Source organism: Streptomyces sp. NPDC048507 (assembly GCF_043199995.1).
Taxonomy (GTDB): domain Bacteria; phylum Actinomycetota; class Actinomycetes; order Streptomycetales; family Streptomycetaceae; genus Streptomyces.
This window is the reverse complement of the sequence record NZ_JBICWZ010000014.1, coordinates 44,339-69,947: the sequence shown is the minus strand read 5'-3', so window position 1 is coordinate 69,947 and position 25,609 is coordinate 44,339. Positions and strand designations below refer to the sequence as shown.

Genomic DNA, 25,609 nt, shown 5'->3' with positions numbered 1-25,609 from the left:
CCCCCCGCGACGCCCCGCCGCGCGGCGGCCACCGTGACGCCGCGGAGTGATCCCCGCCACGGTGGCGGCCGTCGGGTTCGCCCCCCGCGGTCACCGGCCCGACGGCACACTGGTGTGCCAGGGGAGCACCGGCTCCCGGTGGAGGAGAACGCTGTGGATCCTGCCGTCGTGACCGTCGCCGCCACCGCCGCGACCACGCTCGTCGCCGCCATGACCACGGACGCCTGGGGACACGTCAAGGGCGGCTGCGCCCGGCTGCTGCGGCTGGCGGGCCCCGCGCGGGACGACGGGCGGGAGCAGGAGGTGGAGCCGGAGCAGGAGTTGGAGCGGGCGCGGGCGACGGTCGTCGCCGCCCGCGAGCGCGGTGACGCCGCGGGCGAGAGCGCCGTGCTCGCCCTCCTGGCGGCGCGGCTCGGGGCGGTCCTGGAGGCCAGCGCGCACCGGCCGGACGAGGTGGCCGAGCTGCTGCGGCAGGTGCTCGCCGGGAACGCGGCGGCGGACGGACAGATCAGCGCCCTCACGCGGGCCCTGGACCGGCGCGGGAACACCGTCTACAACCAGTGGGTGGACCACGGCGGCGGCGGCGCCCAGGGCCCGGGGGCCACGGTGACGGTGAACCACCACCACGCGCCCGGCGCCCCCGGCCCGTCGTGACGCAGAACCGGTACGAACAGCGGGTGGCGCCCGGCGCGGCCGGCGCCCAGGGGCCCTACGCGACGGCGACGGTCAACAACTACTTCGGCGCCCGCCTGCCCACGGTCGAGGAGTTGCCCGCCCCGGCCGCCCCCGACCCGGCCTGGCTGATGGCCCAGCCCAGCCGGCTGCTCGACGCGCGCGGTCACGTCGTGCCCTTCACGGGCCGCGAGGGCGAACTGGACCGGCTGCGGGAGTGGCGGGACGCCGGGCAGTCCCGCCTGTCGGTGCTGTTGCTGCACGCTCCCGGCGGGCAGGGCAAGACGCGCCTCGCCGCCGAGTTCGCCGAACGCTCCCGGGACCCGGCCCGCCCGGCCGGGCAGCGGTGGCACGTGCTGCAGGCGGGGTTCCGCGGCGCCGCCCCCGGCTTCGCCCCCGCCGATCCGGGAACCACCGCCTCGCCCGACGACGCGGCGGGGGTGCTCCTCGTCGTCGACTACGCCGACCGGTGGGTGCACAGCGAGCTGGAACGCCTGCTGTCCGAACCGGTGCTGCACCAGCGGCTCCCGGCGCGCGTGCTGCTGGTCGGCCGCACCGTCCGCTGGTTCGCGGCGCTGCGCGGTTCGCTGGCCGAGCGGCGGGCCGCCGCGGCGGACGTGCTCCTGCCCGACCTCGACGCGGACCGGCTGCGCATGTTCACCGCCGCCCGGGACCGTTACGCCGCGGCCGATCTGTACGGCTGCGGGGACGGCGCGGGCATACGGCCGCCCGGGCCGCTGGAGCACCGCGAGTTCGGGCTGACCCTGACCCTGCACATGGCCGCCCTCGCCGCCGTCGACGCCCACGCGCGCGGCGCCCGTCCGCCCGGCCGGCCGCACGAGCTGTCGGCGTACCTGCTGGACCGCGAGCGCCTCGCGTGGCAGCGGCTCGCCGAGGCCGGGGTGCACGGACAGGACTTCCGGACCCGCCCGTCCACGATGGCGAAGGCGGTGTTCACGGCCGCGCTCACGGGAGCGGTCGGCCACCGCACCGGGACCAGGGCCCTCAGAACGCTGGAGGTGCCGGGCGAAACGCAGGAACTCCTCGTGGACCACCGCTTCTGCTACCCGCCCGCCGACCGCGATCTGGTGCTGGAACCGCTCTACCCCGACCGGCTCGCGGAGGACTTCCTCAGCCTGCTGACGCCGGGGCACGAGGTCACGGGCGACGACCCCGATCCGTGGACCCTCGACGTACCGGCCGCCCTGACGGGGGAGAGCAGGCTCCGCCCCCTCGTGGCCCCGCGCACGGTCACCGTGCTCGCCTCCGCCGCCGCCCGCTGGGCGCACATGGGCCGCAAGGTGCTGTACCCGCTGCTGCTGGCCGACCCCGGCGTCGTGCTGGAGGGCGGCGGCCCGGCCCTGACGGCGCTGTCCGAGATCGGCGGCTCGACCCCGTACGACGACCGGACCGACGCCGGGCTGCTGTCCGTGCTGGAAGCCGTCGAGGCCCGGTTCCCGCCGGGCCGGCACGCCGACCTGGACGCCGGGATCCTGGCGGTCGAAGAGATCCTGACCGCCCGTCGCCTGGCCGCCACCACCGATCCCGTCCGGCTGGCGCGGCTGCACGGCGGGCTGGCGCGACGCCGCGGCAACGCCGGCCGCCGGGAGGAGGCCCTCGCCTCCTCCCGGGAGGCGGTACGGCTGCACCGGCGGACGGCCGCCGCGGACCCGCGCCACCGGCGCGGCCTGGCGGACGCGCTCACCGACCTGTGCGGCCGGCTCTCCGCCGTCGGCCTCGAAGAGCAGGCGCTCGCGGCGGCCGAGGAGTCCACCGCCCTCAGCCGCGCGCTGGCCGGGGCCGCGCCCCGCGCGGACCGGGACGCCCTGGTGGCCTCGCTGATGGGCCTCGGCGCGCGGCTCAACGCCCACGACCGCCGTGAGGAGGCCCTGGCCGTCACCGAGGAGGCGCTCGCCGTCTGCCGCGATCTCGCCCGGGAGGATCCGCAGCGGCACCGGGGCACCCTGGCGGCGGTCCTGGGCAACCTCGGCCTGGGGCTGTCGGGCGTACGCCGCCACGAGGAGGCACTGCCCCTGGTCCGGGAGGCCCTCGCCCTGGAACGGGAGCTGGCCGGAGCCGATCCCGCCGCCCGCGGCCACGAACTCGGCGGGGCCCTCGTCAACCTCGGACACGTGGCGGCCCTGGCGGGCCACCCGCAGGAGGGGCTGGCCGCGACCCGCGAGAGCGCCGAGCTGTACCGCCGCCTCACCCGGGCCAACCCGGCGGCGTTCCAGCCCGAACTCACCAAGGCGCTGATCAACCTCGGGAACTTCCTGACCGGCACGGCCGACGAGGCCGAGGCCCTCGCCCCGGTCGAGGAGGCCGTGGCCATCCAGCGGCGGCTGTTCGACCAGCATCCCGGGGCCCACCGGGCCGGTCTGGCACTGGCGTTGAGCGGGCTCGGCCGGCACCTGGACGCGGCGGGCCGGACCGGCCGGGCGCTGGCCGCGACGCAGGAGGCAGCCGAGCTGTACCGGCAGCTGGCGGAGGCGAACCCCACGATCACCTCTCCCGAACGGGCCCGCGTGCTGGGCGACCTCGGCCGGCAGCTGGCCGCCGGTGACCGCAGGGAGCAGTCGCTGGCCGCCACCCGTCAGGCCACCGAGCTGTACCAGCGGCTCGCCGAGGCGCATCCGGCCACGGACCTCCCCGACCTGGCCCGCTCGCTGCGCGACCTCGGCTGGGCCCTCACCGCCGTGGGGCGCGTCGACGAGTCCGTCGCCGCCTGCGAACGGGCCGCGGGCACCTACCGCGCCGCCGGTGACGCGCGCCGGGCGGGGGAGGTGCTCGTCGAGTTCGGCAACGCGCTGCACGGCATGGACCGGCTGCGGGAGGCGGCGGCGCTCAGCGGGCGGGCCGCCGTCCACTTCGCGGAGTCGGGCGACCGGATCTCCGAGGCCGGGGCCCTGGTGAACCTCGGCCGGTCGCTCGTCGAGGACGGGCGGACCGGGGAGGCCGTCGACGCCTACGAACGGTCGGCGGCCCTCTTCCGGGAGACCGGCGCCCGGTTCCTCGAAGCGGCGGTGCTGACCAATCTGGGCCACGCCCTGACCGTCCGGGAGGACTTCGGCCGGGCCGCCGAGGTGAGCGCCCGCGCGACGGCCGTCTTCGAGGAGGCCGAAGGCGGCCGTCAGGCGCAGCCGCTGCACAACCACGGCAACGCGCTGCTGTCCATGGGCCGGGCCGCCGAGTCGGTCCTGCCGAGCGGGCGCGCGGCGGAGATCTACCGGGAGGAGGGCGACCACCGCCGGGAGGCCGACTCCCGGTTCAACCTCGGCGACGCCCTGGCCCGCACCGGGCGGTACGAGGAGGCCGCCGAGGCGCACGCACGGGCCGCCGCCCTCTTCCGCGCCACGGGCGAACACGCCCTGGAGGGGCGGGCCCTCTTCCGCATGGGGACCGATCTCGCGCGCGACGGGCGGTACGAGGAGGCCGCCGCGGCCTGCGACGCGGCGGCGGCCCGCTTCCGCGAGAGCGGCGACGGGGTGGGCGAGGCGGAGGCCCTGACCAATCTCGCCGCGGCCCGCACGCAGACGGGTCACTGGGACGAAGCGGTCGCCGCCGGGGAGCGGGCCGCCGCCTTCTTCCGCGCGGCGGCCGACGCGAAGGGCGAGGCCGACGCGCTGGCCAACGTCCACGAGGCCCTGATCAGAGCGGGACGGTACGCCGAGGCCGCGCGCGCCGCCGAAGGCGCCCTCGCCCGCCACGGCGAGGAGGGCGACCGCGACCGCGAGCGCCTCCTGGTGCACGGCCTGGCCCTCGCCCTCTTCGGCGAGGGCCGCTTCGCCGAGTCCGCCGTCGCCTACCGGCGGGAACTCGTGCTGTGCCGGGCCGCGGCCGGCCGCCCCGGCGAGGCCCTGGCGCTGACGGGGCTCGGTGCCTCGCTCGTCGCGGCCGACCGCTTCGCGGAGGCGGTGGACGTCCTCGAACGCGCCGCCGCGCTCACCCGCGAGGCCGGTGACCCGGCGGCCGAGGGCATGGCCCTGGAGCGGCTCACGGCCGCGCTGCGCGCCCTGGGCCGCGGGCCCGCGACCGTACGGGCCCTGCGCGCGAGCGCCGAAGCCTTCCGTCGGGCGGGCGACCGCGAGGCGGAGATGCGGGCGCGGGGCGAACTGGGCACCCTCCTCGGCGCGGCCGACGATCCGCAGGCCGCGACGGCGCTGGAGCGGGCCGCCGAGCTCTGCCGGGAACTGGGCGACGGCCCGGGCGAGGCGCTGGCCCTGCTCCACCTGGGCATGTTCCACGAGCGGTACGGCCGGTCCGAGGAGGCCGTACGCCTGTGCTCGCGGTCCGTCGCGCTGTACCGGGCGGCCGGCGACGGCCCGCGCGAGGCCAAGGCGCTGCGGCAACTGGGCGAGGCGCTGGGGTCGGCGGGGCGGGCGCGGGAGTGCGTCGCCGCGTGGCGGCGTTCGGCCGGGCTCTGCCGGGAGGACGGCGACGGCGAGGGGGAGGCCCTGTCGCTGTACGCCCTGGGCGCCGTCTTCCTGGACCAGGGCCGGTTCGAGGAGGCCGTCACCGTCAACCGGCGGGCCGTGGAGCTCTTCCGGGCGGCGGACGTGCCCGTCGTCGAGGCCAGTGCGCTGCTCAATCTGAGCCGGGGGCTGCTGGAGCTGGAGCTCTGGGAGGAGGCCGTCACCGCGTGCGGGCGGGCCGCGGCCTTGCACCGGGCGGCGGGCGACCGGCCGCGCGAGGCCCAGGCCCTCTTCCACCTCGGCCGGACGCTGCTGAGGCTGGACCGGCCCGGGGAGGCGGTCGCCGCCTGTGAGCGTGCCGCGGCGGTGTACGGGGAGCTCGGGGACCGGGTGGGGGAAGCCTCGGCGCTGCGCGACCTGCTGCGGGCGCGGCTGACGACGGGGGGCTTCGAGCAGGCCGTCGCCGCCGGTCGCGGGGCCGCGGCCGCATACGGGGCGGCCGGCGAGCGGGACGCCGCGATCCGGACCCTGTTCGAGCTGGTCACCGGCCTGCTGGGGGCCGGCCGGCGGGAGGCGGCCGTCCCGGTGCTGAGGCCGCTGGTGACGGCCTGCGCGCAGGCGGGGGACCGGCCCCGGGAGGCGCAGGCGCTCCTGCTGCTCGGAGCCTCGCTCGTCGACCTCGGCTGCTACGAGGAGGCCCTCGGCATCACCGAGCGGGCGAGCGCCCTGTACCGGGCGCTGGGCGACGCGGGCGGCGCGGACATCGCCTCGGACCAGCACGAGATCGCGCTGCGGGGGCGGGGCGCCGCCCGGGGCCGCCGGTGGCTGCGCCGCAGGTGAGGCGCGGGGCAGCGGCGCGGCGGCGGCTTCCCGGCGCGGCGGGAGCCGGAGGGCCGCGCGGTGCGCACCACCGGTCCGTGCGAGGGCACCGGCCGAAGTGACCGGAGCCTGCTGATCCGACGCCGGTACCGGTCTCAGACGCCGGAGCCGGTGCCGGAGGCTTCCCGCGCTCCCCCGGCCTCCCCGGCCTCCTCCGCGCGCGGCCAGTAGCGGCCTTCGAGGGCTTCGGCGCTGCGGTTGAGCCGGATGAGGACGTCCTCCAGCTCCCGGACCTCCTCGGGGGACCAGTCGGCGACCACCCGGGCCAGGCAGGAGCGGTTGACCTCGCGGTCCCCGTGGAGCCGGCGGGCGCCTTCGGCGGTGATGCGCAGCTTGCGGGCCATGCCGCCGTCGGGGTCCGCGACGCGTTCGGCCAGTGCGCAGCGCAGCAGCGCGGCCGTCTGGCGGTTCACCGTCGAGGTGTCGAGCCCGAAGGCCTCCGCCAACTGTCCGATGGACATGGGGCCCTGGGCGTCGATCCGGCTGAGCAGCAGGTACGCCGACCGGTCCAGGCATTCGGCGTCGCGCTCGCGCCGGGCGAGCACTTGGTGGCGCGAGAGCAGCATCAGCTCCCGCTCCAGTTTCTCCAGCACTGTGCCTCCCCGTTCCGCCGGCGCTCCAGTATCGCCGACCCGCGGCCGGCCGGGCGGGCCCGCCGGAGCGGGCCGCTGCAATATGCATGATACATAGGATGTGTACTATGCACTTCTCGTTGCGATCCGACGAGCCACCGCCTCAATCAGGAGGATCCGCATGACCGTCACCACGTCCACCGCATCCCGCGCGGCCGAGATCCTGTCCCGGCCCGTCACCCTGAACGGCCTGACCGTCCCCAACCGCATCGCGATGGCCCCGATGACGCGGATGTTCTCCCCCGACGGCGTGCCCGGCGAGGACGTGCGGGCGTACTACGCCAGCCGGGCCGCCGCGGGCGTGGGCCTGATCGTCACCGAGGGCACCTACGTCGGCCACCCCTCCGCAGGGCAGAGCGACCGGGTGCCGCGGTTCCACGGCGAGGACCAGCTGGCGGGGTGGGAGAAGGTCGCCGCGGCCGTGCACGAGGCGGGCGGCACGATCGTGCCCCAGCTGTGGCACATAGGCATGGTGCGCAACCAGGGCGAGGCCCCGTACGCCGAGGCGCCCGCCGTCGGCCCCTCCGGCATCCGCGTCGACGGCACCGAGGGGACCGGCAGGGCGATGACCCGCGCCGACCTCGACGACGTCATCGGCGCGTTCGCCGACGCCGCCGCGCAGGCCGAGCGGATCGGCTTCGACGGCATCGAGCTGCACGGCGCCCACGGCTACCTGCTCGACCAGTTCCTGTGGGAGCGGACCAACCGCCGCACCGACGGCTACGGCGGCGACGCGGTCGCCCGTACGAAGTTCGCCGCGGAGATCGTGGCCGCGGTCCGCGCCCGCGTCTCCGCCGGGTTCCCGGTGATCTTCCGCTACTCGCAGTGGAAGCAGGAGGCCTACGACGCCCGGCTCGCGCAGACCCCGCAGGAACTGGAGGCGATCCTGGCACCGCTGGCGGCGGCCGGCGTCGACGCGTTCCACGCCTCCACCCGGCGCTACTGGCTCCCGGAGTTCGAGGGCTCGGACCTGAACCTGGCGGGCTGGACCAAGAAGCTGACCGGCCGGCCGGCCATCACCGTCGGCTCGGTGGGCCTCGACGGAGACTTCATCCGCGCCTTCGCCGGCGAGGGCGCGGCGCTCGGCGACATCGACAACCTCCTGGACCGCATGGAGCGCGAGGAGTTCGACATGGTCGCCGTCGGCCGGGCCCTGCTCCAGGACCCGCAGTGGGCGGCGAAGGTCCTCGGCAACCGCTTCGAGGAGCTGAAGCCGTACGACGCGTCCGCCCTCACCTCGCTCAGCCACTGACCGCCCGCCGGTCCGGCCCGCCGACCGCGCACCTCGCCGTCCCGTCCGGGCCGGGGACGGTCCGGTCCCGGCCGGTCGGCGCCATCAGTGGGGTTCGGCGCGACACCGGCGCTCGGGACCGCCCGCGCCCGGTGCGCGGATCCATCATGGCGTTGCCGGTCCGCCACCGGTGGATCGTCCGCCGTCCGCCGGCCCGCCCGCGCACCGTCCGGGGCGGCCGGCCCGAGCTCCTGGAGAGCCGAATGAACCGACTGCCGATGCGCGCCCTCCCGCTGGTCGTCCTCGCGGCCCTCGCCGCCGGCGCGACGGGGTGTTCCGACAGCGGCACCACCCCGTCCGACGTCGCCTCGAAGGCGGCGTCGGCCGTGCAGTCGGTCGGGGCGGACCTGGACTCCGCGGCGGCCGAGGCGAAGAAGAAGCTCGACGGCGTGAAGGACGGGGTGAACGCGAAGGACCAGGTGACCCTCGGCGCGGTCGCCCAGGCCGACGGGCGCAGCACCGTCCCCGTGACGGTGTCCAACACGGCCACGGACAAGAAGTCCTTCGCCGTCCAGGTCAACTTCCGCGACGGCGGGGGCAACCTGCTCGACACCGTCGTCGTGACCGTCTCGGACGTGGCGGCCGGCGCGAGCGGCCAGGGCACGGCCCGCAGCACCCGGAGCCTGTCCGGCGAGGTGAAGGCCGAGACCGGGACCGCCCTGCGCTACTGACGACGCGCGCCGGTCCCGGCCCGGTCCCGCCCCGCGCGGCGGACGCCTCAGGCGGGGCCGTCGGCGGCGGGGGCGGCGGCCGCCGGTCCCGGCTGCTCGTCCGACGGCGCCGTCCCGGTCCGCGCTTGCGCAGGCGTCCCGTCCCCGGCCGGTGGCTCGTCGCCCGCGTAGGCGCGCAGGTGGCCGATCACCGTGTTGGCGACGGCGACCAGCGGCACGGCGACGACGGCGCCGCCGATCCCCGCGACCAGTCCGCCGGTCGCGACGGAGAGGACCACGGCCAGCGGGTGGACCCTGACCGCGCGCCCCAGGATGAAGGGCTGCAGGACGTGCCCCTCGATCTGCTGGACCAGGAGCACCACCAGCAGGGCCATGAGCGCGGTGAACACGCCCTGGGTGACGAGGGCGACGACCACCGCGAGGGCCCCGGAGGCCACCGCGCCGACCAGCGGCACGAACGACGCCAGGAAGATCACCACGCCGATGGGCACGGCGAGCGGGACCCCGAGGAAGTAGATGCCGACGCCGATGAAGAGCGCGTCGATCAGGGCCACGATCACCGTCCCGCGCACGTACGCGGTGAGCGTGCGCCAGGCCCGCGGTCCCGCTCCGGCCACGCCGGGCCGGGCCACGGCCGGGACCAGCCCCAGCGTCCACCGCCAGATGCGCTTGCCGTCGTAGAGCAGGAAGAGCGTGGAGAACATCGCCAGCAGCATGCCGGTGAGGATCTCCACCAGCACCGTCACGCCCTGGAGGCCCTTGGAGGTGATCTCGCTGGTGCTCGTGCCGATGGCGTCGCTCAAGTTGTTCGCGACGTCGTTGATCTGCTGCTCGGTCACGTGGAACGGGCTGTCGAGGAGCCATTTCTTCAGTTCCTCGATGCCCTCCTGGAGGCGCCCGGAGAGGGTGTCGAGATTGTCGAGCACCTGCCAGACCACGAACCAGCCGACCAGACCCAGCACGACGAACCCGCAGATCGCGGTCACCGCGGTGGCCAGCCCCTGGGACAGGCCGCGGCGGTGCAGCCGGGCGACCGTCGGCTGGAGGAGCGCGGTGACCAGGAGGGAGACGACGAAGGCGAGGACGACCAGCCGGACGGCCCCGATGACCCGCATCAGCACCCACAGCGTGGCCGCGAGCACCAGGAACCGCCAGCCCGCCTCGGCCGCCACCCGGATGCCCCACGGCACCGCCACGGCGGGATCGGGCGCGGCGGCGCGGGCACGACGGGCCCGCGCCGCGCGTTCCTCCTCGGCGCTCTCCCGCTCCTCCGCGTCGCGGCGCACCTGGGCCTGGGCGCGCCGCTCGCCGAGCGCGGTCGCGCCGTCCTTCACGCGGTCGAGCCATCTGTGGATTCCTGGCATGTGGAACCTCCCTCCGGGTTGCTGTCCTTCTGCCCTCGATCCGCTGCGTCAGCCGGTGCTGTCCGGTCGGTTCGCAGGGGGCCGCCGATCTGGTCCGGCCGGGGCAGCAGGAGCGGGGTGGCGAGGATGAGCAGGCCCGCCGCCGTGAGGGCGGTGCGCGGGCTGGTGACGGCGGCGAGCAGCCCGGCGAGCGCGGTGAGGACGGCGATGGCGGCCTGCTGGCCGACGGACCAGGCCGTCAGGGTGCGGGCGACGAGGTGCGCGGGCGTGCGTTCGAGCCGGTAGGTGGCGAGCACCGGGGTGTACAGGCTCATGTTGACGATGATCGCCAGCTCGACCGCCATCACGGTGACGAGGCCGGCGACGCCGGGACCGACGAAGGCCAGGCCGATCAGCCAGACGGCGCGCAGGGTGCCCACCGTACGCAAGACCCGGTGCCGGCCGTGGCGGGCCAGGACGCGGCGGGCCAGCCGGGAGCCGACGAGCCCGCCGAGGCAGGGGGCGGCGAAGGCGAGGGCGTACTGCCAGGGCGGGAAGCCGAGCCGGTCCAGGAGGAGCACCGCGAGGAGCGGTTCGGTGGCCATGATCAGGCCGGCGACGAGGACGTTGTTGAGGTAGAGCGCGCGCAGGCCGGGGTCGCCCGCGATGTGCCGCCAGCCGTCGAGGAGCGAGGCGGCCCGGGCCGGGCGCCCGCCGGTGGGCCGCGGCGCCTCCTCCGCGCCGCGGATCGCGGCGATGCCCAAGGCGGAGAGCAGGTAGCTGAGCGCGTCGGCGCACACGGTGACGACCGGCCCGAACAGACCGATCGCCGCCCCGCCCAGGGGCGGCCCGACCGCGATGGAGCTCCAGTTCGTGGACTCGAAGCGGGCGTTGGCCACGATCAGGTCGTCGGGCCGGACGAGGGCCTTGAGGTAGGCGCCGGACGCCGCGTTGAAGCCGATCTTGGCTGCGGCGACCACGGCCGAGGCCACCAGCAGCTGGACGAAGCCGAGCCGTCCGAAGGCGTAGGCGGCCGGGATCGCCGCCATGGCCGCGAACCGGGTCAGGTCCATCGCGATCATGACCGGGCGCTTGCGCCGGAACTCCATCCACGGCGCGAGCGGCACGGCGAGCAGCGCGCCCACCGCGGGCCCCACCGCGGACAGCGCGGACACCTCGGAGGGGCCGGCGTGCAGCACCAGTACGGCGATCAGCGGCAGCGCCCCGAACCCCAGTCCGGAGCCGTACGCGCTCACCGCGTACGCCGCCCACAGCCAGCCGAACCGGCGGCCCAACGCTCTCCTGCCCCGCATGCGCAGCGCGCTCCTCGACGTACCGGCCGGCGTACCGACCGGCGTAGCGTCCGGACAACCGGACTTGACCGAGGAGAGCTAACCGAGCGGCACAACCGCAGGTCAAACAACCGTCCCGGCCCCCCTCCACAACCAACGGTTGTTCTCTAAGGTGGGTCGGCATGGACCTCGAAGCCGTACGCACCTTCGCCGCCGTCGCGGACGCGGGCCAGTTCCAGAAGGCCGCCGCCGACCTGTCGGTCACCCAGCAGGCCGTCTCCAAGCGCATCGCCGCGCTGGAGCGCGCCCTCGGCGTGCGGCTGTTCACCCGCACGCCGCGCGGCGCCGAGCTCACCATCGACGGGCAGGCGTTCCTGCCGCACGCGCGCGAGCTGCTGCGCGCCGCCGAGCGGGCCGTCGCGTCCGTGCGGGTCGGCCGCCGTCCGCTGCGCGTCGACGTGATCAACTCGCGCGGCGCGGCGTCCGGGCTGATGCGCGGCTTCCACCAGGCGCATCCCGAGATCGACCTCGACGTCCTGATGCTGCTCGACATCGAGACGGCCGTCGCCTCGCTGCGCTCCGGCGCGATCGACGCGACCTTCCGCGCCGTCGCCGCGCCCGGCCGGCCCCTTCCCGAGGACATCGCGTCCGTCCGGGTGCTGGACGAACCGCTCCAGCTCCTGACCGGCCCCGCCCACGCGCTGGCCGGCGCCCGGTCGCTGACGCCCGCCCGGCTGGTGGGGCACCGGATCTGGATGCCGGGCATCGTCCCCGGCAGCGAGTGGGCCGCCTACTACGACGACCTCGTCGCCGCGTTCGGCCTCACCATCGAGGCGACCGGCCCCAACTTCGGCTCGGACGCGCTCCTCGACACCGTCGCCGACTCCCCGGCGCTGGCCACCTTCATGAGCGAGCACACCCGGCTCGTCTGGCCCGCCGGCCACGGCCTGCGCCGCATCCCGGTGACCGGCCCGACACCGGTCTACCCGCACTCGCTGCTGTGGCACCGAGACAACCCCCACCCGGCGCTGGCCACCCTGCGCACCCACCTCGCCGCCATGGCGGCCGGGGACGACGCCGGGACGTGGACGCCGCACTGGGTGCTCCCCCGCTGACCGCTACGCGCGGGTGAGCCCGGCGTCCGCGACGGCCCGGCCGCGCAGCAGCTTCTTGTCCGGCTTGCCCGCGTCGGTCAGCGGCAGCGCGTCGACGAAGTCGATGCGGGCGGGCTCGTACATGGCGCCCTTGGCGTTGCGCGCCAGGGTCCGCAGCTCCTCCTCGTCCACGTCGCCGCCCGGTGCGCGGACGACGACCGCCCGGACGCGCTCCATGAGGTTCGCGTCGGGGACCGCGAACACCGCGCTCTGCAGGACCTGCGGATGGGAGTTGAGCACGTCCTCCAACTCCACCGTGTACACGTGACCCCCGACCACGACGATCATGTCCTTGATCCGGTCCACGATGGTCAGGTAGCCCTCGGCGTCGAGGAACCCGATGTCCCCGGTGTGGAGCCAGCCGTCCCGCAGCACCTCGGCGGTGAGTTCGGGCTGCTTCCAGTAGCCCCGCATCACGTGCGGGGAGCGGACGCAGATCTCGCCGTGCCCGCCGGCGGGCAGGTGCCGTCCGGCGGCGTCGCGGACGGCGACCTCGACGCCCGGCATGACCTTCCCGGCAGTGCGCAGCAGTGCGGGCCGCAGCGGATCGTGGTCCCGGGGGGAGAGCACGCTGATCCCGCCCGCCTCGTTCTGACCGTAGAACTGGTTCAGGACGGGGCCGAACCGGCGGACCGCCGCCGCGAGGCGGACCGGCGAGGAGGCGCAGCCCCCGTAGGTGAGCAGGCGCAGGCTGGAGGTGTCGGTGCGGTCGAGCGCGGGGTGGTCCAGCAGCTGGTAGAGGAGCGGCGGCAGCAGGAACACGTGGCTGACGCGCTCGCGCTCGACGGCGTCGAGCACCGCGCCCGCTTCGAACTCGCCCAGCAGGACGACGGTGCCGCCGCCGGACAGGGTGGCGTCCGCCATGAGGCCCGCCGCGTGCGCGAGGGTGGTGCACACCAGGGTCCTGACCGGCCCCTCCCCGGACCAGTCCGGTCCGTTGTGCGTCGCCTGCTCGAAGGTGGTGCAGATGGCCTTGGGGTGACCGGTGGTCCCGCCGGTGTGGCGGATGGTGCAGATGTCCTGCGGCCGCGCCGCACCCGTCAGGACGTCCGCGGACTCCCGGGCGGCGAGGGCCACCAGGTCCCGGTCCGGATCCGGGCCCGCGTGCGGGTCCGCGTTCGCGTCCGGGTTCGCGCCGAGGAACAGGACCCGTTCCAGCTGCACCCGCCGGGCCAGGTCCGCGGCCCGCTCGCGGTGGGCGGGGTCCACGATCAGCGTCCGGGTCTCGACGTCCCTGAGGATGTCGGCGTGCACGTCCGCCGACAGCCCGGCGTAGAGGTGGTTCACGGCGCAGCCGAGCAGTCCGGCGGCGTAGCGGGCCGCGATCGTCTCGGGGAGGTTGCCGGCCAGGAGGGTGACCGTCTGGCCGCGCCGCACCCCCCGGTTCCGCAGCGCGCGGGCCATGCCGTGGACGAGGCCGCGCAGTTCGCCCGCGCTCACGCGCCGTTCTCCGTGGACCACGGCCTCGCGTCCCGGCTCCTGCCCCAGCCCGTCGAGTATTCGCTCCACGTGGCTGCGGAAGTGTGCGGTGTCGTCGTACATACCCGTCCTATTGGTTGACTTGAGCAACTAGTTTGACCCTATCCGCCAGTGATCCACACGCCCAACCGGGAGGCCGACATCCGGCCACCGCCCCCCGCGCGCCCCACCGCCCCGGCCGGCCCGGCGCCGCATCGGACCGCGCGGACCCCCCGGGACCGGGGGGCGGGCGGACCGGCGGCCAACTGCTCCTCAAAGTGGCCGAATCGAAATCGAACGCCGACCGCGCCCACGGCGTAGCCCTCCTCGCGCCGGGTAGGCGCGCGGCACTGCCCGCGAGCCGAGGAGGACGCCGCATGCCGGCCAGGACCGTCCCCGCGTACGGAGCACTGCCCGAAGGCGACACCCTGCTCGCCGGCCGCTACCGGCTCCGATCGGCCATCGGAGCCGGCGGTACGGCCGACGTGTTCCGCGGCATCGACGAGGTGCTGGAGCGCGAGGTGGCGGTGAAGGTGTTCCGGCCCGACGCGGACACGGTCACCGCCGACACCTTCTGCGACGAGGCCCGCATCCTGGCCCAGTTGTCGCACCCCGCGCTCGTGACGGTCTACGACGCCGGGCGCCACGAGCGGGGGGCGTTCATGGTCACGGAGCTGATCCGGGGCATGACGCTGCACACCCGAATAGGCGCCGGTCCCCTCGGCCCCGTCCAGGTCGTACGGCTCGGTGCGGACATCGCCTCGGCCCTCGACCACGTCCACGCGCGCGGCATCGTCCACCACGACGTCAAACCGTCCAACATCCTCCTGAACGAGAGCGGTTCGCCGCGCCTGGCCGACTTCGGGCTGTCGCGCAGGGTGCACGCCCGCCGTCCCCGGCAGGAGCCGGGGACGCTCGTCGGCACGCCCGCCTACATGGCGCCCGAGCAGCTGCTGGGCGGGGTCGCGAGCACGGCGGGCGACGTGTACGCCCTGGGACTGACCCTGCTCGAAGCGCTCACCGGGCACCGCGAGTACCGGGGCTCACCCGTCGAAGCGGGCACCGCCTGCCTCCTGAACCCGCCCCGCATCCCCGCCGGCCTGCCGGACGGCCTCGGCCGGCTGCTCGGCGCGATGACCGACCCGGAGCCCCGTGTCCGGCCCGACGCGGCGCGCGTGCACCAGCGGCTGCGTGACCTCACCCGCGCCCCGGCCACGGGGCGCGCCGCCGGGACGCCCGGGACGTTCCCCGCCGCGGTGAAGGCGGCGGACGCCGGCGCCCCCACCCACCGCTCCGTGCCGCCCCGGCCGGCCGCGGCGCCCTCGGGCGGGCCCGCCGCGGCCCGGCGCCGGGCGACCGCGTGGGGCCTGGTCGCGGCGAGCGCCGCCGGCGCGTGCACCCTGCTGATGGGTGGCGTACCGCACGGGGTGACGGCGTCTCCCGCCGCGACGCACGAACAGACGCTGGCGCCGGGGAAGGCCCGGGGCGCCGCGCCGCGGCCCGCACCGCCCTCCCCCTCGGAGTCCCCGGCCCCGTATCCGTACCCGTACGCCTACGCGTACCCGCCCGCGGACCTGCCGGCCTGAGCGGCGGCCGGGGTTTCAGGCCGGTTCCACGGGCAGCCACAACTCGCAGGTGGCGGTGCTGAAGTCGTCCGCGCGCTGCAGGGTGGCGACGATCGAGGGGCCCGGCCGCAGCCGCCAGGGGTTGGAGGGGAACCAGTCCGTGGCGGTCGCCGCCCACGTCGTCTGCAGGGCCTGCGGGTGCGGTCCGCTGGTGCGGAAGACCGCCCACATCCCGTCCGGCACCTCGATGACGTCGAGGCCGTCGGGGCACGGCGCGTCCCGGCCGAGGGCGACTCCGTGCAGGTAGGTCAGCTCGCTGCCCTCCACGGCGTCGGGACCGGCGTCGTCGCTGACCTGGAGCAGACCCGCCGGTTCGGTGTCGCCGAGGGCCTTGAGCCGCAGGTGTTCCCGCAAGGGGAGCGCCGCGATGTGCGCCTGGATGTGCGGGTTGACGCCCTGGTGGATCAGCGGGACCCGGGCGGCGTGTCCGACCAGCCGGAACGCGGGCCGGCTGACGAGGCGGGTGTCCATGGGGGTGCTCCCTTCGACGCTCAGGCGGAACCTGAGCCGCGGTTGTGTGCGCAAGGGGCCCCCGTCGCGGCGCACGTCCCCGGGACCGGCGCCGTGGACCGCGCGGAACGCGCGCCCGAACGCCTCGCCCGACCCGTAGCCGTGCCGGACCGCGATGCTCAGCAGGTCCGCCTCCCCCCGGACGACGTCGGCGGCGGCCACGGTCATCCGCCGCCGGCGCACGTACTCCGACAGCGGCATGCCCGCCAACGACGAGAACATCCGGCGCAGGTGGTACTCGGTCGTGCCGAACGCCCCCGCGAGCCCCCGGACATCGGGCTCCTGCGCGAGGTGCCCTTCGACGAGATCGACCAGCTGGTTGAGTGCCGAGATCACCGGACCCCCTTTCGCCTCCCACCCTGGCAGCCTCCGCACGGCCGCGCCCGATCGCCGCGAACCGATCCGGTCAGGCCTCGAACGGCTCGCGGAAAAGGCCGTACGGAATGCGCGCCCACCACGTTTGACGGGCGAGATCCGGCTCATAAGCCCTCATGGCAGAAGAATTCGAAGGAGGCGTCATGGGCATTCTGGCTTGGATACTGATCGGATTGTTCGCGGGGATCATCGCGAAGATGCTGATGCCGGGCAAGGACCCGGGAGGCATCATCATCACCATGTTCATCGGTATCGCCGGAGGTCTGCTCGGAGGGTGGCTCGGAAAGGTCATTTTCGGAGTCGATTCCATCGACGGATTCTTCGACCTCTCCACCTGGATCGCCGCCATTGTCGGCTCCATGATCCTTCTCGCCCTCTACCGCGTGGTCACCGGCGGTCGGCGCTCGCACCGGCACGCCTGAGCCGGCGCCCGCCCCCCTGCGGGGCGACGGGAAGCGGCCCCCCCGCCCGGGCGGGGGAGCCGCTTCCGCGCGTCCGTTGCCGGTTGATCGTCCCGGCTCGGGGTAGCGGAGCGGCATGGCACCCGAGAACACTTCCGCGCCCACCCGTTACGTACGGCCCGAGATCGACGTCGCCGCGCTGACGGCGGTGCTCGACGGGGAGTACGCCGTGATCCGCGACCTCGTCCGCGACAACCTGACGACGTACGCCTCCGTGCTCGACGAGGCCGACGAGCTCACCGCCGACGCGTTTCGCGAGCGGGTGCGGGAGATCGTCGTCAAGATGGCCGCGACCGGCCAGACCGGCATGGGCTTTCCCGCCGAATACGGCGGGGGCGGCGACGTCGGGGCCTCGATCGCCGCCTTCGAGACGCTGGCCTTCGGAGACCTGTCGGTGCTGGTGAAGACCGGCGTGCAGTTCGGGCTCTTCGGCGGCGCGATCCTGCACCTGGGCACCCGGCGCCACCACGAGGCGCACCTCCCGGCGCTGATCACCGGGGAGCTGATGGGCTGCTTCGCGATGACGGAGACCGGGCACGGCTCCAACGTCCAGGCGCTCGGCACCCTCGCGAGGTACGACGCCGCGAGCCGGGAGTTCGTCATCACCACCCCCGACGACCAGGCCCGCAAGGACTACATCGGCAACGCGGCCCGGCACGGCGAACTGGCCGTCGTCTTCGCCCAGCTGGAGGTGGACGGCCGGTCCCGGGGCGTGCACGCATTCGTCGTACCGCTGCGGGCCGGCGGCGAGCCGGTGCCGGGCGTCCGCATCGAGGACGCCGGCCGCAAGATGGGGCTGGGCGGCGTGGACAACGGCCGCATCTGGTTCGACGGGGTGCGGGTGCCGCGCGAGGCGCTGCTCAACAGGTTCGCCGACGTCACGCCCGAGGGCGTCTACGAGAGCCCGATCGACGATCCCGACCGGCGCTTCTTCACCATGCTCGGAACCCTGGTGCAGGGCCGGGTCAGCGTCGCCGGGGCCGGGATCGGCGTCGCCAAGGTCGCGCTGACGGTGGCGACCAAGTACGCGGTGCGGCGCCGCCAGTTCGGGGACGGCGACGGCTCCGGGGAGCAGGTGCTCCTCGACTACGGCATGCACCAGCGGCGCCTGCTGCCGCTCATCGCCCGGACGTACGCCCTGCACGCGGCGCAGGACGTCGTGCGCGGGCAGCTGCACGAGGTCTTCTCCGGCCCCGGGGACGACGCGCGGGCGCGGCGGCGGCTCGAAGCACGGGCCGCGGGCCTCAAGGCGCTGGCCACCTGGCACGCCACCCGCGTCGTCCAGGAGTGCCGCGAGGCGTGCGGCGGCGCCGGCTACCTCGCCGTCAACCGGTTCGCCGCGCTGAAGGCCGACAGCGACGTCTTCACCACCTTCGAGGGGGACAACCACGTCCTGCTCCAGCTCGTGGCCAAGGGGCTGCTCACCGATCACGCGAGCGAGTTCGAGGACCTCGACCAGCTGGGCACGGTCCGCTACGTGACCGGCCTGGCCGTCGAGACGGTCATCGAGCGGACCTCGGCGCACAAGCTCCTCGAACGGGTGCGCGACCTGCTGCCGGGGGGTGACGACTGGGACCGGGAGGCCGGTCTGCTCGACCCGGAGTACCAACTGGCCATGTTCCGCTTCCGTGAGGAGCACATGCTGGCCGGGCTGGCCCGGCGGATCAAGCGGGGGATCGACCAGAAGCGCCCGGCGGGCGCCGTGTTCTCGCAGGTGCAGGACCACGTCATCGCGCTCGCGCGGGCGCACGTGGAGCGGCTGGTGGCGGAGGCCTTCGTGGACCGGGTGCGCGCGGTGCCGCAGGGGGGCGAGCGGGCGGCGCTGTCCTTGCTGTGCGACCTCTTCGCCCTGTCGGCGATCGAGGCGGACCGGGCCTGGTTCATGGAGCACGGGAGGCTGACGGTCCAGCGTTCCAAGGCGATCAGCCGCGAGGTGAACGACCTGTGCCGCAAGGTGCGTCCGCTCGCCGTCGACCTGGTCGACGCCTGGGGCGTCCCGTCCGCCGTACTGCGGGCCCCGGACCTGATCGGCTGACCCGGGGAGGGCGCCGTCCCCGACGTCCGTGATGTCAGGGACGTCGGGACGGCGCCCTCCCCATGTCAGCCGACCAGGTCCGGGGCGGTTCAGGTCACGAGGCGGCGACGAGGGCGCCGAGCACCATGCCGCCGACGAGGCCGACGGCGCTCACGACGATGGCCACCGTGGCGAGGCGTTCGTGCCGGACGGTCTTGGCGACGATGGCCAGCACCAGGCCGACCAGGCCGAACACGATCGGCAGGAAGAGCAGGGCGACGGCGCCCAGGACGATCGCGGCGATGCTCAGGGCATTGCCGGAGGACGCGCCGCCGGGGGCCCCGTCGGGACGCCGGCCGGTGGACTGGGGGCCGGTGGACTGGGGGCCGTACTGCGTCGTCATCTGGCTCTCCTTCGGGACGGTCGTGCCGGGCCCGGTCCGATGGTGGACCGGCTCACCCGCGACTACCCCGAAGTCTGTTGTGAACACGCCGACTTGGCGGACCGGGCGGCGCGGTGCCGGGCTGCGGAAACCGTCGCGGCGCTTGCGCGCCCACCCGTGACCAACCGTCTGGCGAATCGTTTATCCAGCTGTCGCACCACGCATACACCGACCGCGTCCCCCGCGGAGTGCGCGACACCCCCCGAGGTCCGGGAGGCGGCTTTCACGCGGCCGCCTCCCGGACCTCACCCCCGTCAGGCGTAGCGGCAGACCGTGATGCCCGCGGCGGCGCCGCAGCCCATCTTGGTGTAGTTCTTCTGCACCATGTTCCAGTAGTGGCCCCAGTCCCGGTAGCCGGGATCGTCGGTGTTCCAGTCCGGGCCGGCCGCGTCGTAGGCGGCCTTTTCGCCGCCCCACTGCGCGACGGCCCCGGACGGCCCGGTGCTCGATATGTTCTCGGCGCCGTCGTTGAAGCCCAGGTCGTGCCGGAGGCTTCCGCCGGCGAGGGATGCGGGGTCGTCGGCCCACGCCTGCGCGCCGGAGGCGAAGGCCGCGTCCCAGACGAGGGGCGGTGCGCCCTCGCTCTGGCGTATCGCGTTGGTGGCGTTCAGCAGGGCCGCCTGCTCGGCGGGGCTGACGTCGGCGGGGGCGCCGGCCGGGGCGGCGGACGCCGTCGGGCCCGCGCCCAGCGCCAGGCCCCCGGCCAGCAGCACGGCTGCCGCGGCCATGGTCCGGCGGCGCGTACGGGCGGGTTTCGTCATGGCGACTCCCAGGTCGCACGGGTACTGCGGGGAGCCGGCGCGTGCCACGGGTGCCGACCGGCCCTCGGGAGGGGCGGGGGGACACGACCGGCGGGCGCGACGGCGCGGGGGCCGTCGGCGACGCGGTGCTCTGCGGGAGCGGCTCCCGGCCGGCTCCCCTACCGCCAGCGTAGGTCCGGGTGACGGGAGCGGCGACCGGGCCGGGGTCCGGCGCGCGCTCCCGCGGAGGGGGCCCGACGACGGACCCCTCGCGTCGTGCGGCCGCGCGGCTCAGGTGCGGGGCGGGCGGGTGGCGGTGTCGAGGTAGAAGGCGTCGATGCTCTGGACGGCCTGCTCGAAGTCCGCCAGGTTGACCGGCTTGGTGACGTAGGCGTTGGCGTGGCTGCTGTAGGCGCCCGCGACGTCGTCCGGGGCCGAGGAGGTGGTCAGGACGACCACCGGGATCGTCTGGAGGTCCTCGTCCGTCTTCAGGACCCGGAGCAGTTCGCGCCCGTTCATCCGGGGCATGTTGAGGTCGAGGACGATCAGGTCGGGGCGGACGCTGCCGGGGGCCCGGAGGTGTTCGAGGGCGGCGAGTCCGTCGGTGACCTGGACCAGGTTGCGGGCCCCGCGCTCGGAGAGGGCCTCCTCTATGAGCATGGCGTCGGCCATGTCGTCCTCGACGAGCAGGACGTCGAAGGGACGGGCGGGGGTGGTCATCATCGGGTGCTCCGTGGGTGCTTCGTGGGAGTGGTTGAAGAGCCCCGGCCAGCGTCGTCGTGCGCCTTGCCGGGTCATGCCGCAGGCGGCGCCGAGCTGGGGGTAGCCGGCGCCCGCGCGGGCGGCGGCCCCGGCCGCTTCGCCCTGCAGGCGTTCGGTGGCTTGCCGGACGTGGTCCAGGAGGTGGAGCAGGGCCAGGGCGCGGCCCGGATCGTCCGACGCCGGGTGCTCGGGGGCTTCCAGGAGCCGCAGGGCCAGACGGCGCACCAGGCCGGCGACCGCCGCGTCCGCGGCCTCGGCCGTTTCCTGCGGGCTGGTCCGCAGGACGAAGTTCTTGCCAGGCATGACCCGCACCCTACGGCCCGGCACGGGTCCCCGACAACAAACGTTGTCGGAGTACCTCTAGAGTGTGCGGGCCGCACCCTGCCGGGGCGGCGGCCACTGCGGAGGGGTTCACGAAGATGACCGGCGACGAGCGGCCCCCGCGTGCGCGGGGGCTTTCCACCTGGACGACCCGGCACTGGCTGCGCGCGGGGGTGGCCGCCTCGCTGGTGGTCCTGGCCGTGCTCGGCGCGGTCGGCGCCTGGGTGCTCGGACGGACGGCGTCGATCAGCGACGAGCTCGTGGACGTCAGGTCTCCGGCGCTGACCACCTCGTACCGGCTGGAGTCGGCCCTGCTCAACCAGGAGACCGGCATCCGCGGCTACGGCGTCACGGGCTCGCCGGAGTTCCTCACCCCCTACCGGCAGGGCCAGGCCGACCAGAACGCCCACGTCGCGCAGTTGGAGGGGCTCCTGGGGGGCGACGCCGCCGCGCTCGGCGACCTGAAGGAGGTGCGGGAGGCCATCGAGACCTGGCAGGAGAGGGTCGCCCGCCCGATCGCCGCCTCACCGCCCGGCTCGCCCTCGCCGCTGACCGGCGAGCGCGCCGCGGAGGGCAAGGCGGACTTCGACGCGCTGCGGGCGGCCCTGAAGGGGCAGCAGGAACGCCTGCGGACGGACCGGGCGCAGGCCAGGGCCGACCTGGCGGCGACGATGGGCCTGCGGAACTGGCTGTTCGCCACGATCGCGGCGTTGATCGTCCTGCTCGCCGCCCTGGTCTTCGAGGCGATGCGCCGGGGCGTCACCGCGCCGCTGGAGCGGCTCGGCGCCGACGCGCGCGCCATCGCGGGCGGCGATTTCGAGCACCCGATCGACCCCACCGGGCCGGCGGACCTGCGGCGCCTGAGCGGGGAGATCGACTTCATGCGGCGCCGTCTGGTGCGCGAGCTGGCCTTCACGGAGGAGGCCCGGCTGCGTCTGGACGCGCAGGCGGCGGACCTGCAGCGCTCGAACGCCGAGCTGGAGCAGTTCGCGTACGTGGCCTCCCACGATCTGCAGGAGCCGCTGCGGAAGGTGTCCAGCTTCACCCAGCTCCTCCAGCGGCGTTACGGCGGGCAGCTCGACGCGAAGGCCGACCAGTACATCTCCTTCGCGGTCGACGGCGCGAACCGCATGCAGACCCTCATCAACGACCTCCTCGACTTCTCCCGGGTCGGGCGGGTCCACCACGAACTCCAGGACGTCGATCTGGAGCGGACGCTGGAGCGGACCCTGTCCGCGCTGAGCGTCGCCGTCGAGGAGGCCGGCGCCGTGATCACCCACGATCCGCTGCCGACGCTCGCCGCCGATCCGACGCAGATGGGCATGCTGTGGCAGAACCTGATCGGCAACGCCGTCAAGTTCCGCCGGCCGGGGACCGAGCCGCGCGTTCACGTGTCCGCCGCCCGGGACGGCGCGCTGTGGCGGTTCACGGTGACGGACGACGGGATCGGCATCGCGCCGGAGTTCACCGAGAAGATCTTCGTGATCTTCCAGCGGCTGCACACGAAGGACGCCTATTCCGGCAGCGGCATCGGACTCGCGATGTGCAAGAAGATCGTCGAGTTCCACGGGGGCACCATCACCGTCGACCCCGACTACCGCGACGGCGCCCGCATCGTCTTCACCCTGGCGCCCCAGACTCCGCGGAGCACGGACGCCCCCGCTCTGACGGAGGCCGTGCGCGCCGAGGCGGAGGACACCTCCGCACCGCGCATCCGGTAGGGCCTCCCGGGGAGAAGCACAGGGAGCGAGGACGAGGGTGGGGGCGGGCCCAAGAACAGCTTGATGGGTGTATATCTTGATGTTCAAGATATACACCCATCGAGGAAACGCACAGGAGCGGCATGTCTCCCTCACGCGCAACGGCCCGGGCACGATGGCTCGTTCCGGTCCTGCTCCTGGTCGCGTGGCTCGGCGTCGGCGGGGTGCTGGGCCCCTACGCCGGCCGGCTCGGCGAGGTCTCCACCAACGACCAGGCCGCCTTCCTGCCGCGCAGCGCCGAGTCCACCGGCGTGGCCCGCGAACAGGCCGCCTTCCGGCAGCAGGAGACCCTCCCCGCGATCGTCGTGTGGACGGCCGCCACTGCGGACGGCGCGGTGACGGCGGCCCAGCAGGCCCGGGCGACCGCGGCGGTCACCGCGCTGGCGGGGCGGCCGGACGTCGTCGGCGCCCCCTCCCCCGCCCTGCGCTCCGAGGACGGCGCGGCCCTGCGGGCGGTCGTCCCGCTGCGGCCGGATCCGGCCGACGGACTGCCGGCGGCGCTGGAGCGGGTCCGTGCCGCCGCCTCGCAGGTCGAGGGGACCACGGTCCAGGTGACCGGGCCCGCCGCCACCCGGGCGGACCTCTCGGACGCCTTCGCCGGGATCGACGGGCTGCTGCTGGGCGTGGCCCTGGCCACCGTGCTCGTCATCCTGCTGCTGGTCTACCGCAGCGTGCTGCTGCCGCTGCTGATCATCATCGGTGCCGTCTTCGCCCTCGGGGCGGCCTGCGCCGTCGTCTACGCGCTGGCGGACGCCGGCCTGGTGCGCGTGGACGGACAGGTCCAGGGCATCCTGTCGATCCTGGTCATCGGCGCCGCCACCGACTACGCCCTGTTGCTGACCGCACGCTTCCGCGAGGAGCTGGAGGACGCGGGAGGGAAACACGGCGGCGACCGCTTCGCCGCGATGCGCGCGGCGCTGCGCCGCTCCGCGGGCCCGATCACGGCCAGCGCGGGCACGGTCGCACTGGGCCTGCTGGCCCTCTTCCTCAGCGACCTGACCAACAACAGGGCGCTGGGTCCGGTCGGCGCGATCGGCATCGTGTGCGCCCTGCTGAGCGTCCTCACCTTCCTGCCCGCCGCGCTGGTCCTGCTGGGGCGGGCGGCCTACTGGCCGGCCGCGGTGCGGGCGCGGGACGCCTCGCGGGGTTTGTGGGCCCGGACGGCGGCCCTCGTCGAGCGGGCTCCGCGCAGGGTGTGGGTGACGGTCCTGGCCGGGCTGCTGGCCTGCTCGGCGTTCGCGCCGGCGCTCCACGCGGGGGGCGTCCCGCTCGACGAGACCTTCGTCAACGACGCGCCGTCGGTGGCGGGCCAGAAGGCGTTGAGCCGTCACTTCCCCGGCGGCTCGGGCAATCCCGCCGTCGTCATCGCGAACGCGGACCGGCTCGACGCCGTGCGCGAGAGCGCCGGGAAGACGCCCGGCGTCGCCTCCGTCTCCGTGACCTCGGTGAACGGAGCGCCCTCCGGTCCCCCGCTGGTCGCGGACGGGCGGGTGCGCATCGACGCCACCCTGGCGGACCCCGCGGACACGGCCGCGGCCAAGGCCACCGTGGTGCGGCTGCGAACCGCGGTGCACGCGGTCGCGGGGGCCGAGGCCGTGGTGGGCGGGTACACGGCGCAGGCCTACGACACCCAGCGGACCGCCGAACGGGACCGCACCCTCATCGTCCCCGTGGTGCTGGTCATCATCCTGCTCATCCTCGTGGGGCTGTTGCGCTCGCTCGTCATGCCGCTGCTGCTGGTCGCGACCGTCGCGCTGAACTTCTTCGCCACCCTGGGCGTCTCCGCGCTGGTGTTCCGGCACGTCTTCGGTTTCAGCGGAGCGGACGCCTCGGTCCCGTTGTACGGGTTCGTGTTCCTGGTGGCCCTCGGCGTGGACTACAACATCTTCCTGATGTCCCGGGTGCGGGAGGAGTCGCTGCGCCACGGGGTACGGGAGGGCGTGACGCGCGGGCTGACGGCGACGGGCGGGGTGATCACGTCGGCGGGCGTCGTCCTGGCGGCCACCTTCGCGGCCCTCGGCGTCATTCCGCTGGCCTTCCTCGTCCAGATCGCCTTCATCGTGGCCTTCGGCGTCCTCATGGACACCCTGCTCGTCCGCTCCCTGCTGGTGCCCGCGCTGGTGCTGGACATCGGCCCGAAGGCCTGGTGGCCGGGGCGGCTGTCGGACGGGTCAGCCGTCCGGGCCGGTCAGGGCGCGGCGGTCCGCTCGCCCGCGGAGAACTCCTGACCGAGGATGTCCAGGAACCTCAGGGCGGCGGACGCGTCCTGCTGGCCGGCCCGCTCCAGGGCGCGCTGGGTGGCCCGCGCGAGGAACCGGAAGTGCTCGGCGGCCACCAGCCGGGCCGCGGGCTCGTAGTAGAGGTGCACGACGCGCCGGTCGGCGCTCTCCCGGACCCGGCGCACGTGGCCCGCCTTCTCCAGGCGGTCCAGGCAGGAGGTGACCGCGCCGGAGGTGAGGCCGAGGCGCCGGCCCAGACGCCCGGGCGTCAGGGGGGCGGGGGCGTCGAGGATGGCGCCGAGGGCCTGGACGTCGGTGGCGTGCAGGCCGTGCTCGCCCGCGAAACGGTGGATCAGTGCGTTCATCTCGCCGTTGACGTGGCGCAGGTGACGGGCCATGTCCATGAGCCGCGCGTCGGCGCCGCCGGGGGCCCCGCCGCGGGAATCGTCGTCGCCTTGCCGCTCGCTCTCCGCCACCGGCACAGACTATCCCGGGCCCGGCCCGCCGCCGTCGGCCCGGGACCGCCGTGACGGCCGGTGTGGCGGGGCCGCGGGGAAGCCCGTCCGGCTGCTAGAA

The 25,609-nt window shown here is 75.0% G+C and carries 19 protein-coding genes; 10 read left to right on the top strand and 9 right to left on the bottom strand.

Features of this window, described 5'->3' with window-relative positions; translation table 11 throughout:
* The first annotated feature begins 153 nt into the window (after positions 1–153).
* Both ACGFXC_RS29835 and ACGFXC_RS29830 read left to right on the top strand, forming a co-directional pair.
* The gene (locus ACGFXC_RS29835) at positions 154–654 is read left to right on the top strand and encodes a hypothetical protein (RefSeq protein WP_393717939.1); all 501 of its coding nucleotides are present in this window, start codon (positions 154–156) and stop codon (positions 652–654) included.
* Positions 651–5,924: a tetratricopeptide repeat protein gene (locus tag ACGFXC_RS29830; RefSeq protein ID WP_393717937.1), complete on the top strand. Its 5,274-nt coding sequence runs from the start codon at positions 651–653 to the stop codon at positions 5,922–5,924. The genes ACGFXC_RS29835 and ACGFXC_RS29830 overlap by 4 nt, the downstream gene beginning before the upstream one ends.
* A 134-nt stretch (positions 5,925–6,058) precedes the next feature.
* On the opposite strand, the gene ACGFXC_RS29825 is transcribed toward ACGFXC_RS29830, so the two are convergent.
* Positions 6,059–6,529 (bottom strand): MarR family winged helix-turn-helix transcriptional regulator, encoded by a 471-nt coding sequence (locus ACGFXC_RS29825; protein ID WP_393718056.1) that lies wholly within the window; start codon positions 6,527–6,529, stop codon positions 6,059–6,061.
* A 187-nt stretch (positions 6,530–6,716) separates the two neighbouring features.
* Between ACGFXC_RS29825 and ACGFXC_RS29820 the strand changes: the two genes are divergently transcribed.
* The gene (locus ACGFXC_RS29820; protein WP_393717935.1) at positions 6,717–7,847 is read left to right on the top strand and encodes an NADH:flavin oxidoreductase; all 1,131 of its coding nucleotides are present in this window, start codon (positions 6,717–6,719) and stop codon (positions 7,845–7,847) included.
* A gap of 242 nt (positions 7,848–8,089) precedes the next feature.
* The gene (locus ACGFXC_RS29815; protein WP_393717933.1) at positions 8,090–8,557 is read left to right on the top strand and encodes a hypothetical protein; all 468 of its coding nucleotides are present in this window, start codon (positions 8,090–8,092) and stop codon (positions 8,555–8,557) included.
* Between the two features lie 47 nt (positions 8,558–8,604).
* On the opposite strand, the gene ACGFXC_RS29810 is transcribed toward ACGFXC_RS29815, so the two are convergent.
* Both ACGFXC_RS29810 and ACGFXC_RS29805 read right to left on the bottom strand, forming a co-directional pair.
* Positions 8,605–9,921, bottom strand: a complete 1,317-nt coding sequence (locus ACGFXC_RS29810; protein ID WP_393717931.1) for an AI-2E family transporter — start codon at positions 9,919–9,921, stop codon at positions 8,605–8,607.
* Positions 9,888–11,213 (bottom strand): MFS transporter, encoded by a 1,326-nt coding sequence (locus ACGFXC_RS29805; protein ID WP_393717929.1) that lies wholly within the window; start codon positions 11,211–11,213, stop codon positions 9,888–9,890. The genes ACGFXC_RS29810 and ACGFXC_RS29805 overlap by 34 nt, the downstream gene beginning before the upstream one ends.
* A gap of 161 nt (positions 11,214–11,374) precedes the next feature.
* Here ACGFXC_RS29805 and ACGFXC_RS29800 point away from each other — a divergent pair, with 161 nt between their 5' ends.
* The gene (locus ACGFXC_RS29800; RefSeq protein ID WP_393717927.1) at positions 11,375–12,307 is read left to right on the top strand and encodes a LysR family transcriptional regulator; all 933 of its coding nucleotides are present in this window, start codon (positions 11,375–11,377) and stop codon (positions 12,305–12,307) included.
* Between the two features lie 3 nt (positions 12,308–12,310).
* Here the strand turns inward: ACGFXC_RS29800 and ACGFXC_RS29795 are convergent, their stop codons facing one another.
* Complete coding sequence (locus tag ACGFXC_RS29795) at positions 12,311–13,888, bottom strand: AMP-binding protein (protein WP_393717925.1); 1,578 nt, start codon at positions 13,886–13,888, stop codon at positions 12,311–12,313.
* Between the two features lie 293 nt (positions 13,889–14,181).
* Here ACGFXC_RS29795 and ACGFXC_RS29790 point away from each other — a divergent pair, with 293 nt between their 5' ends.
* The gene (locus tag ACGFXC_RS29790; protein WP_393717923.1) at positions 14,182–15,390 is read left to right on the top strand and encodes a serine/threonine-protein kinase; all 1,209 of its coding nucleotides are present in this window, start codon (positions 14,182–14,184) and stop codon (positions 15,388–15,390) included.
* 15 nt (positions 15,391–15,405) lie between these two features.
* Here ACGFXC_RS29790 and ACGFXC_RS29785 read toward each other — a convergent pair whose 3' ends face one another.
* A complete protein-coding gene (locus ACGFXC_RS29785) occupies positions 15,406–16,275 on the bottom strand; it encodes a GyrI-like domain-containing protein (protein ID WP_393717921.1) in 870 nt (289 codons plus the stop codon).
* Positions 16,276–16,457: 182 nt separating this feature from the next.
* Here ACGFXC_RS29785 and ACGFXC_RS29780 point away from each other — a divergent pair, with 182 nt between their 5' ends.
* Together ACGFXC_RS29780 and ACGFXC_RS29775 are read left to right on the top strand one after the other, a co-directional pair.
* Positions 16,458–16,736, top strand: a complete 279-nt coding sequence (locus tag ACGFXC_RS29780) for a GlsB/YeaQ/YmgE family stress response membrane protein (RefSeq protein ID WP_393717919.1) — start codon at positions 16,458–16,460, stop codon at positions 16,734–16,736.
* Between the two features lie 115 nt (positions 16,737–16,851).
* Entirely contained in the window at positions 16,852–18,810 is a 1,959-nt protein-coding gene (locus ACGFXC_RS29775; protein ID WP_393717917.1) for an acyl-CoA dehydrogenase, read from the top strand.
* Between the two features lie 94 nt (positions 18,811–18,904).
* On the opposite strand, the gene ACGFXC_RS29770 is transcribed toward ACGFXC_RS29775, so the two are convergent.
* The 3 genes from ACGFXC_RS29770 to ACGFXC_RS29760 form a co-directional block, all read right to left on the bottom strand.
* A complete protein-coding gene (locus tag ACGFXC_RS29770; RefSeq protein ID WP_393717915.1) occupies positions 18,905–19,192 on the bottom strand; it encodes a hypothetical protein in 288 nt (95 codons plus the stop codon).
* A 293-nt stretch (positions 19,193–19,485) separates the two neighbouring features.
* Complete coding sequence (locus ACGFXC_RS29765; protein ID WP_393717914.1) at positions 19,486–19,992, bottom strand: CAP domain-containing protein; 507 nt, start codon at positions 19,990–19,992, stop codon at positions 19,486–19,488.
* A 270-nt stretch (positions 19,993–20,262) separates the two neighbouring features.
* The gene (locus tag ACGFXC_RS29760; RefSeq protein ID WP_393717912.1) at positions 20,263–21,036 is read right to left on the bottom strand and encodes a response regulator; all 774 of its coding nucleotides are present in this window, start codon (positions 21,034–21,036) and stop codon (positions 20,263–20,265) included.
* Between the two features lie 116 nt (positions 21,037–21,152).
* On the opposite strand from ACGFXC_RS29760, the gene ACGFXC_RS29755 reads away from it, so the two are divergent.
* Together ACGFXC_RS29755 and ACGFXC_RS29750 are read left to right on the top strand one after the other, a co-directional pair.
* Complete coding sequence (locus ACGFXC_RS29755; RefSeq protein WP_393717910.1) at positions 21,153–22,775, top strand: CHASE3 domain-containing protein; 1,623 nt, start codon at positions 21,153–21,155, stop codon at positions 22,773–22,775.
* 122 nt (positions 22,776–22,897) lie between these two features.
* Complete coding sequence (locus tag ACGFXC_RS29750; protein WP_393717908.1) at positions 22,898–25,042, top strand: MMPL family transporter; 2,145 nt, start codon at positions 22,898–22,900, stop codon at positions 25,040–25,042.
* Here the strand turns inward: ACGFXC_RS29750 and ACGFXC_RS29745 are convergent.
* Positions 25,003–25,437 carry a MarR family winged helix-turn-helix transcriptional regulator gene (locus ACGFXC_RS29745; protein WP_393718055.1) on the bottom strand — a complete coding sequence of 145 codons (435 nt, stop codon included), beginning with the start codon at positions 25,435–25,437 and terminating at the stop codon, positions 25,003–25,005. The genes ACGFXC_RS29750 and ACGFXC_RS29745 overlap by 40 nt on opposite strands.
* Between the last annotated feature and the right edge of the window lie 172 nt (positions 25,438–25,609).

Excerpts from the sequence above, each read along its gene's own strand:
- ACGFXC_RS29825 (WP_393718056.1), bottom strand. The coding sequence starts at position 6,529 with ATGCTGCTCTCGCGCCACCAAGTGCTCGCCCGGCGCGAGCGCGACGCC.
- ACGFXC_RS29820 (WP_393717935.1), top strand. The coding sequence starts at position 6,717 with ATGACCGTCACCACGTCCACCGCATCCCGCGCGGCCGAGATCCTGTCC.
- ACGFXC_RS29815 (WP_393717933.1), top strand. The coding sequence starts at position 8,090 with ATGAACCGACTGCCGATGCGCGCCCTCCCGCTGGTCGTCCTCGCGGCC.
- ACGFXC_RS29810 (WP_393717931.1), bottom strand. The coding sequence starts at position 9,921 with ATGCCAGGAATCCACAGATGGCTCGACCGCGTGAAGGACGGCGCGACC.
- ACGFXC_RS29805 (WP_393717929.1), bottom strand. The coding sequence starts at position 11,213 with ATGCGGGGCAGGAGAGCGTTGGGCCGCCGGTTCGGCTGGCTGTGGGCG.
- ACGFXC_RS29800 (WP_393717927.1), top strand. The coding sequence starts at position 11,375 with ATGGACCTCGAAGCCGTACGCACCTTCGCCGCCGTCGCGGACGCGGGC.
- ACGFXC_RS29795 (WP_393717925.1), bottom strand. The coding sequence starts at position 13,888 with ATGTACGACGACACCGCACACTTCCGCAGCCACGTGGAGCGAATACTC.
- ACGFXC_RS29790 (WP_393717923.1), top strand. The coding sequence starts at position 14,182 with ATGCCGGCCAGGACCGTCCCCGCGTACGGAGCACTGCCCGAAGGCGAC.
- ACGFXC_RS29780 (WP_393717919.1), top strand. The coding sequence starts at position 16,458 with ATGGGCATTCTGGCTTGGATACTGATCGGATTGTTCGCGGGGATCATC.
- ACGFXC_RS29775 (WP_393717917.1), top strand. The coding sequence starts at position 16,852 with ATGGCACCCGAGAACACTTCCGCGCCCACCCGTTACGTACGGCCCGAG.
- ACGFXC_RS29770 (WP_393717915.1), bottom strand. The coding sequence starts at position 19,192 with ATGACGACGCAGTACGGCCCCCAGTCCACCGGCCCCCAGTCCACCGGC.
- ACGFXC_RS29765 (WP_393717914.1), bottom strand. The coding sequence starts at position 19,992 with ATGACGAAACCCGCCCGTACGCGCCGCCGGACCATGGCCGCGGCAGCC.
- ACGFXC_RS29760 (WP_393717912.1), bottom strand. The coding sequence starts at position 21,036 with ATGCCTGGCAAGAACTTCGTCCTGCGGACCAGCCCGCAGGAAACGGCC.
- ACGFXC_RS29755 (WP_393717910.1), top strand. The coding sequence starts at position 21,153 with ATGACCGGCGACGAGCGGCCCCCGCGTGCGCGGGGGCTTTCCACCTGG.
- ACGFXC_RS29750 (WP_393717908.1), top strand. The coding sequence starts at position 22,898 with ATGTCTCCCTCACGCGCAACGGCCCGGGCACGATGGCTCGTTCCGGTC.
- ACGFXC_RS29745 (WP_393718055.1), bottom strand. The coding sequence starts at position 25,437 with ATGGACATGGCCCGTCACCTGCGCCACGTCAACGGCGAGATGAACGCA.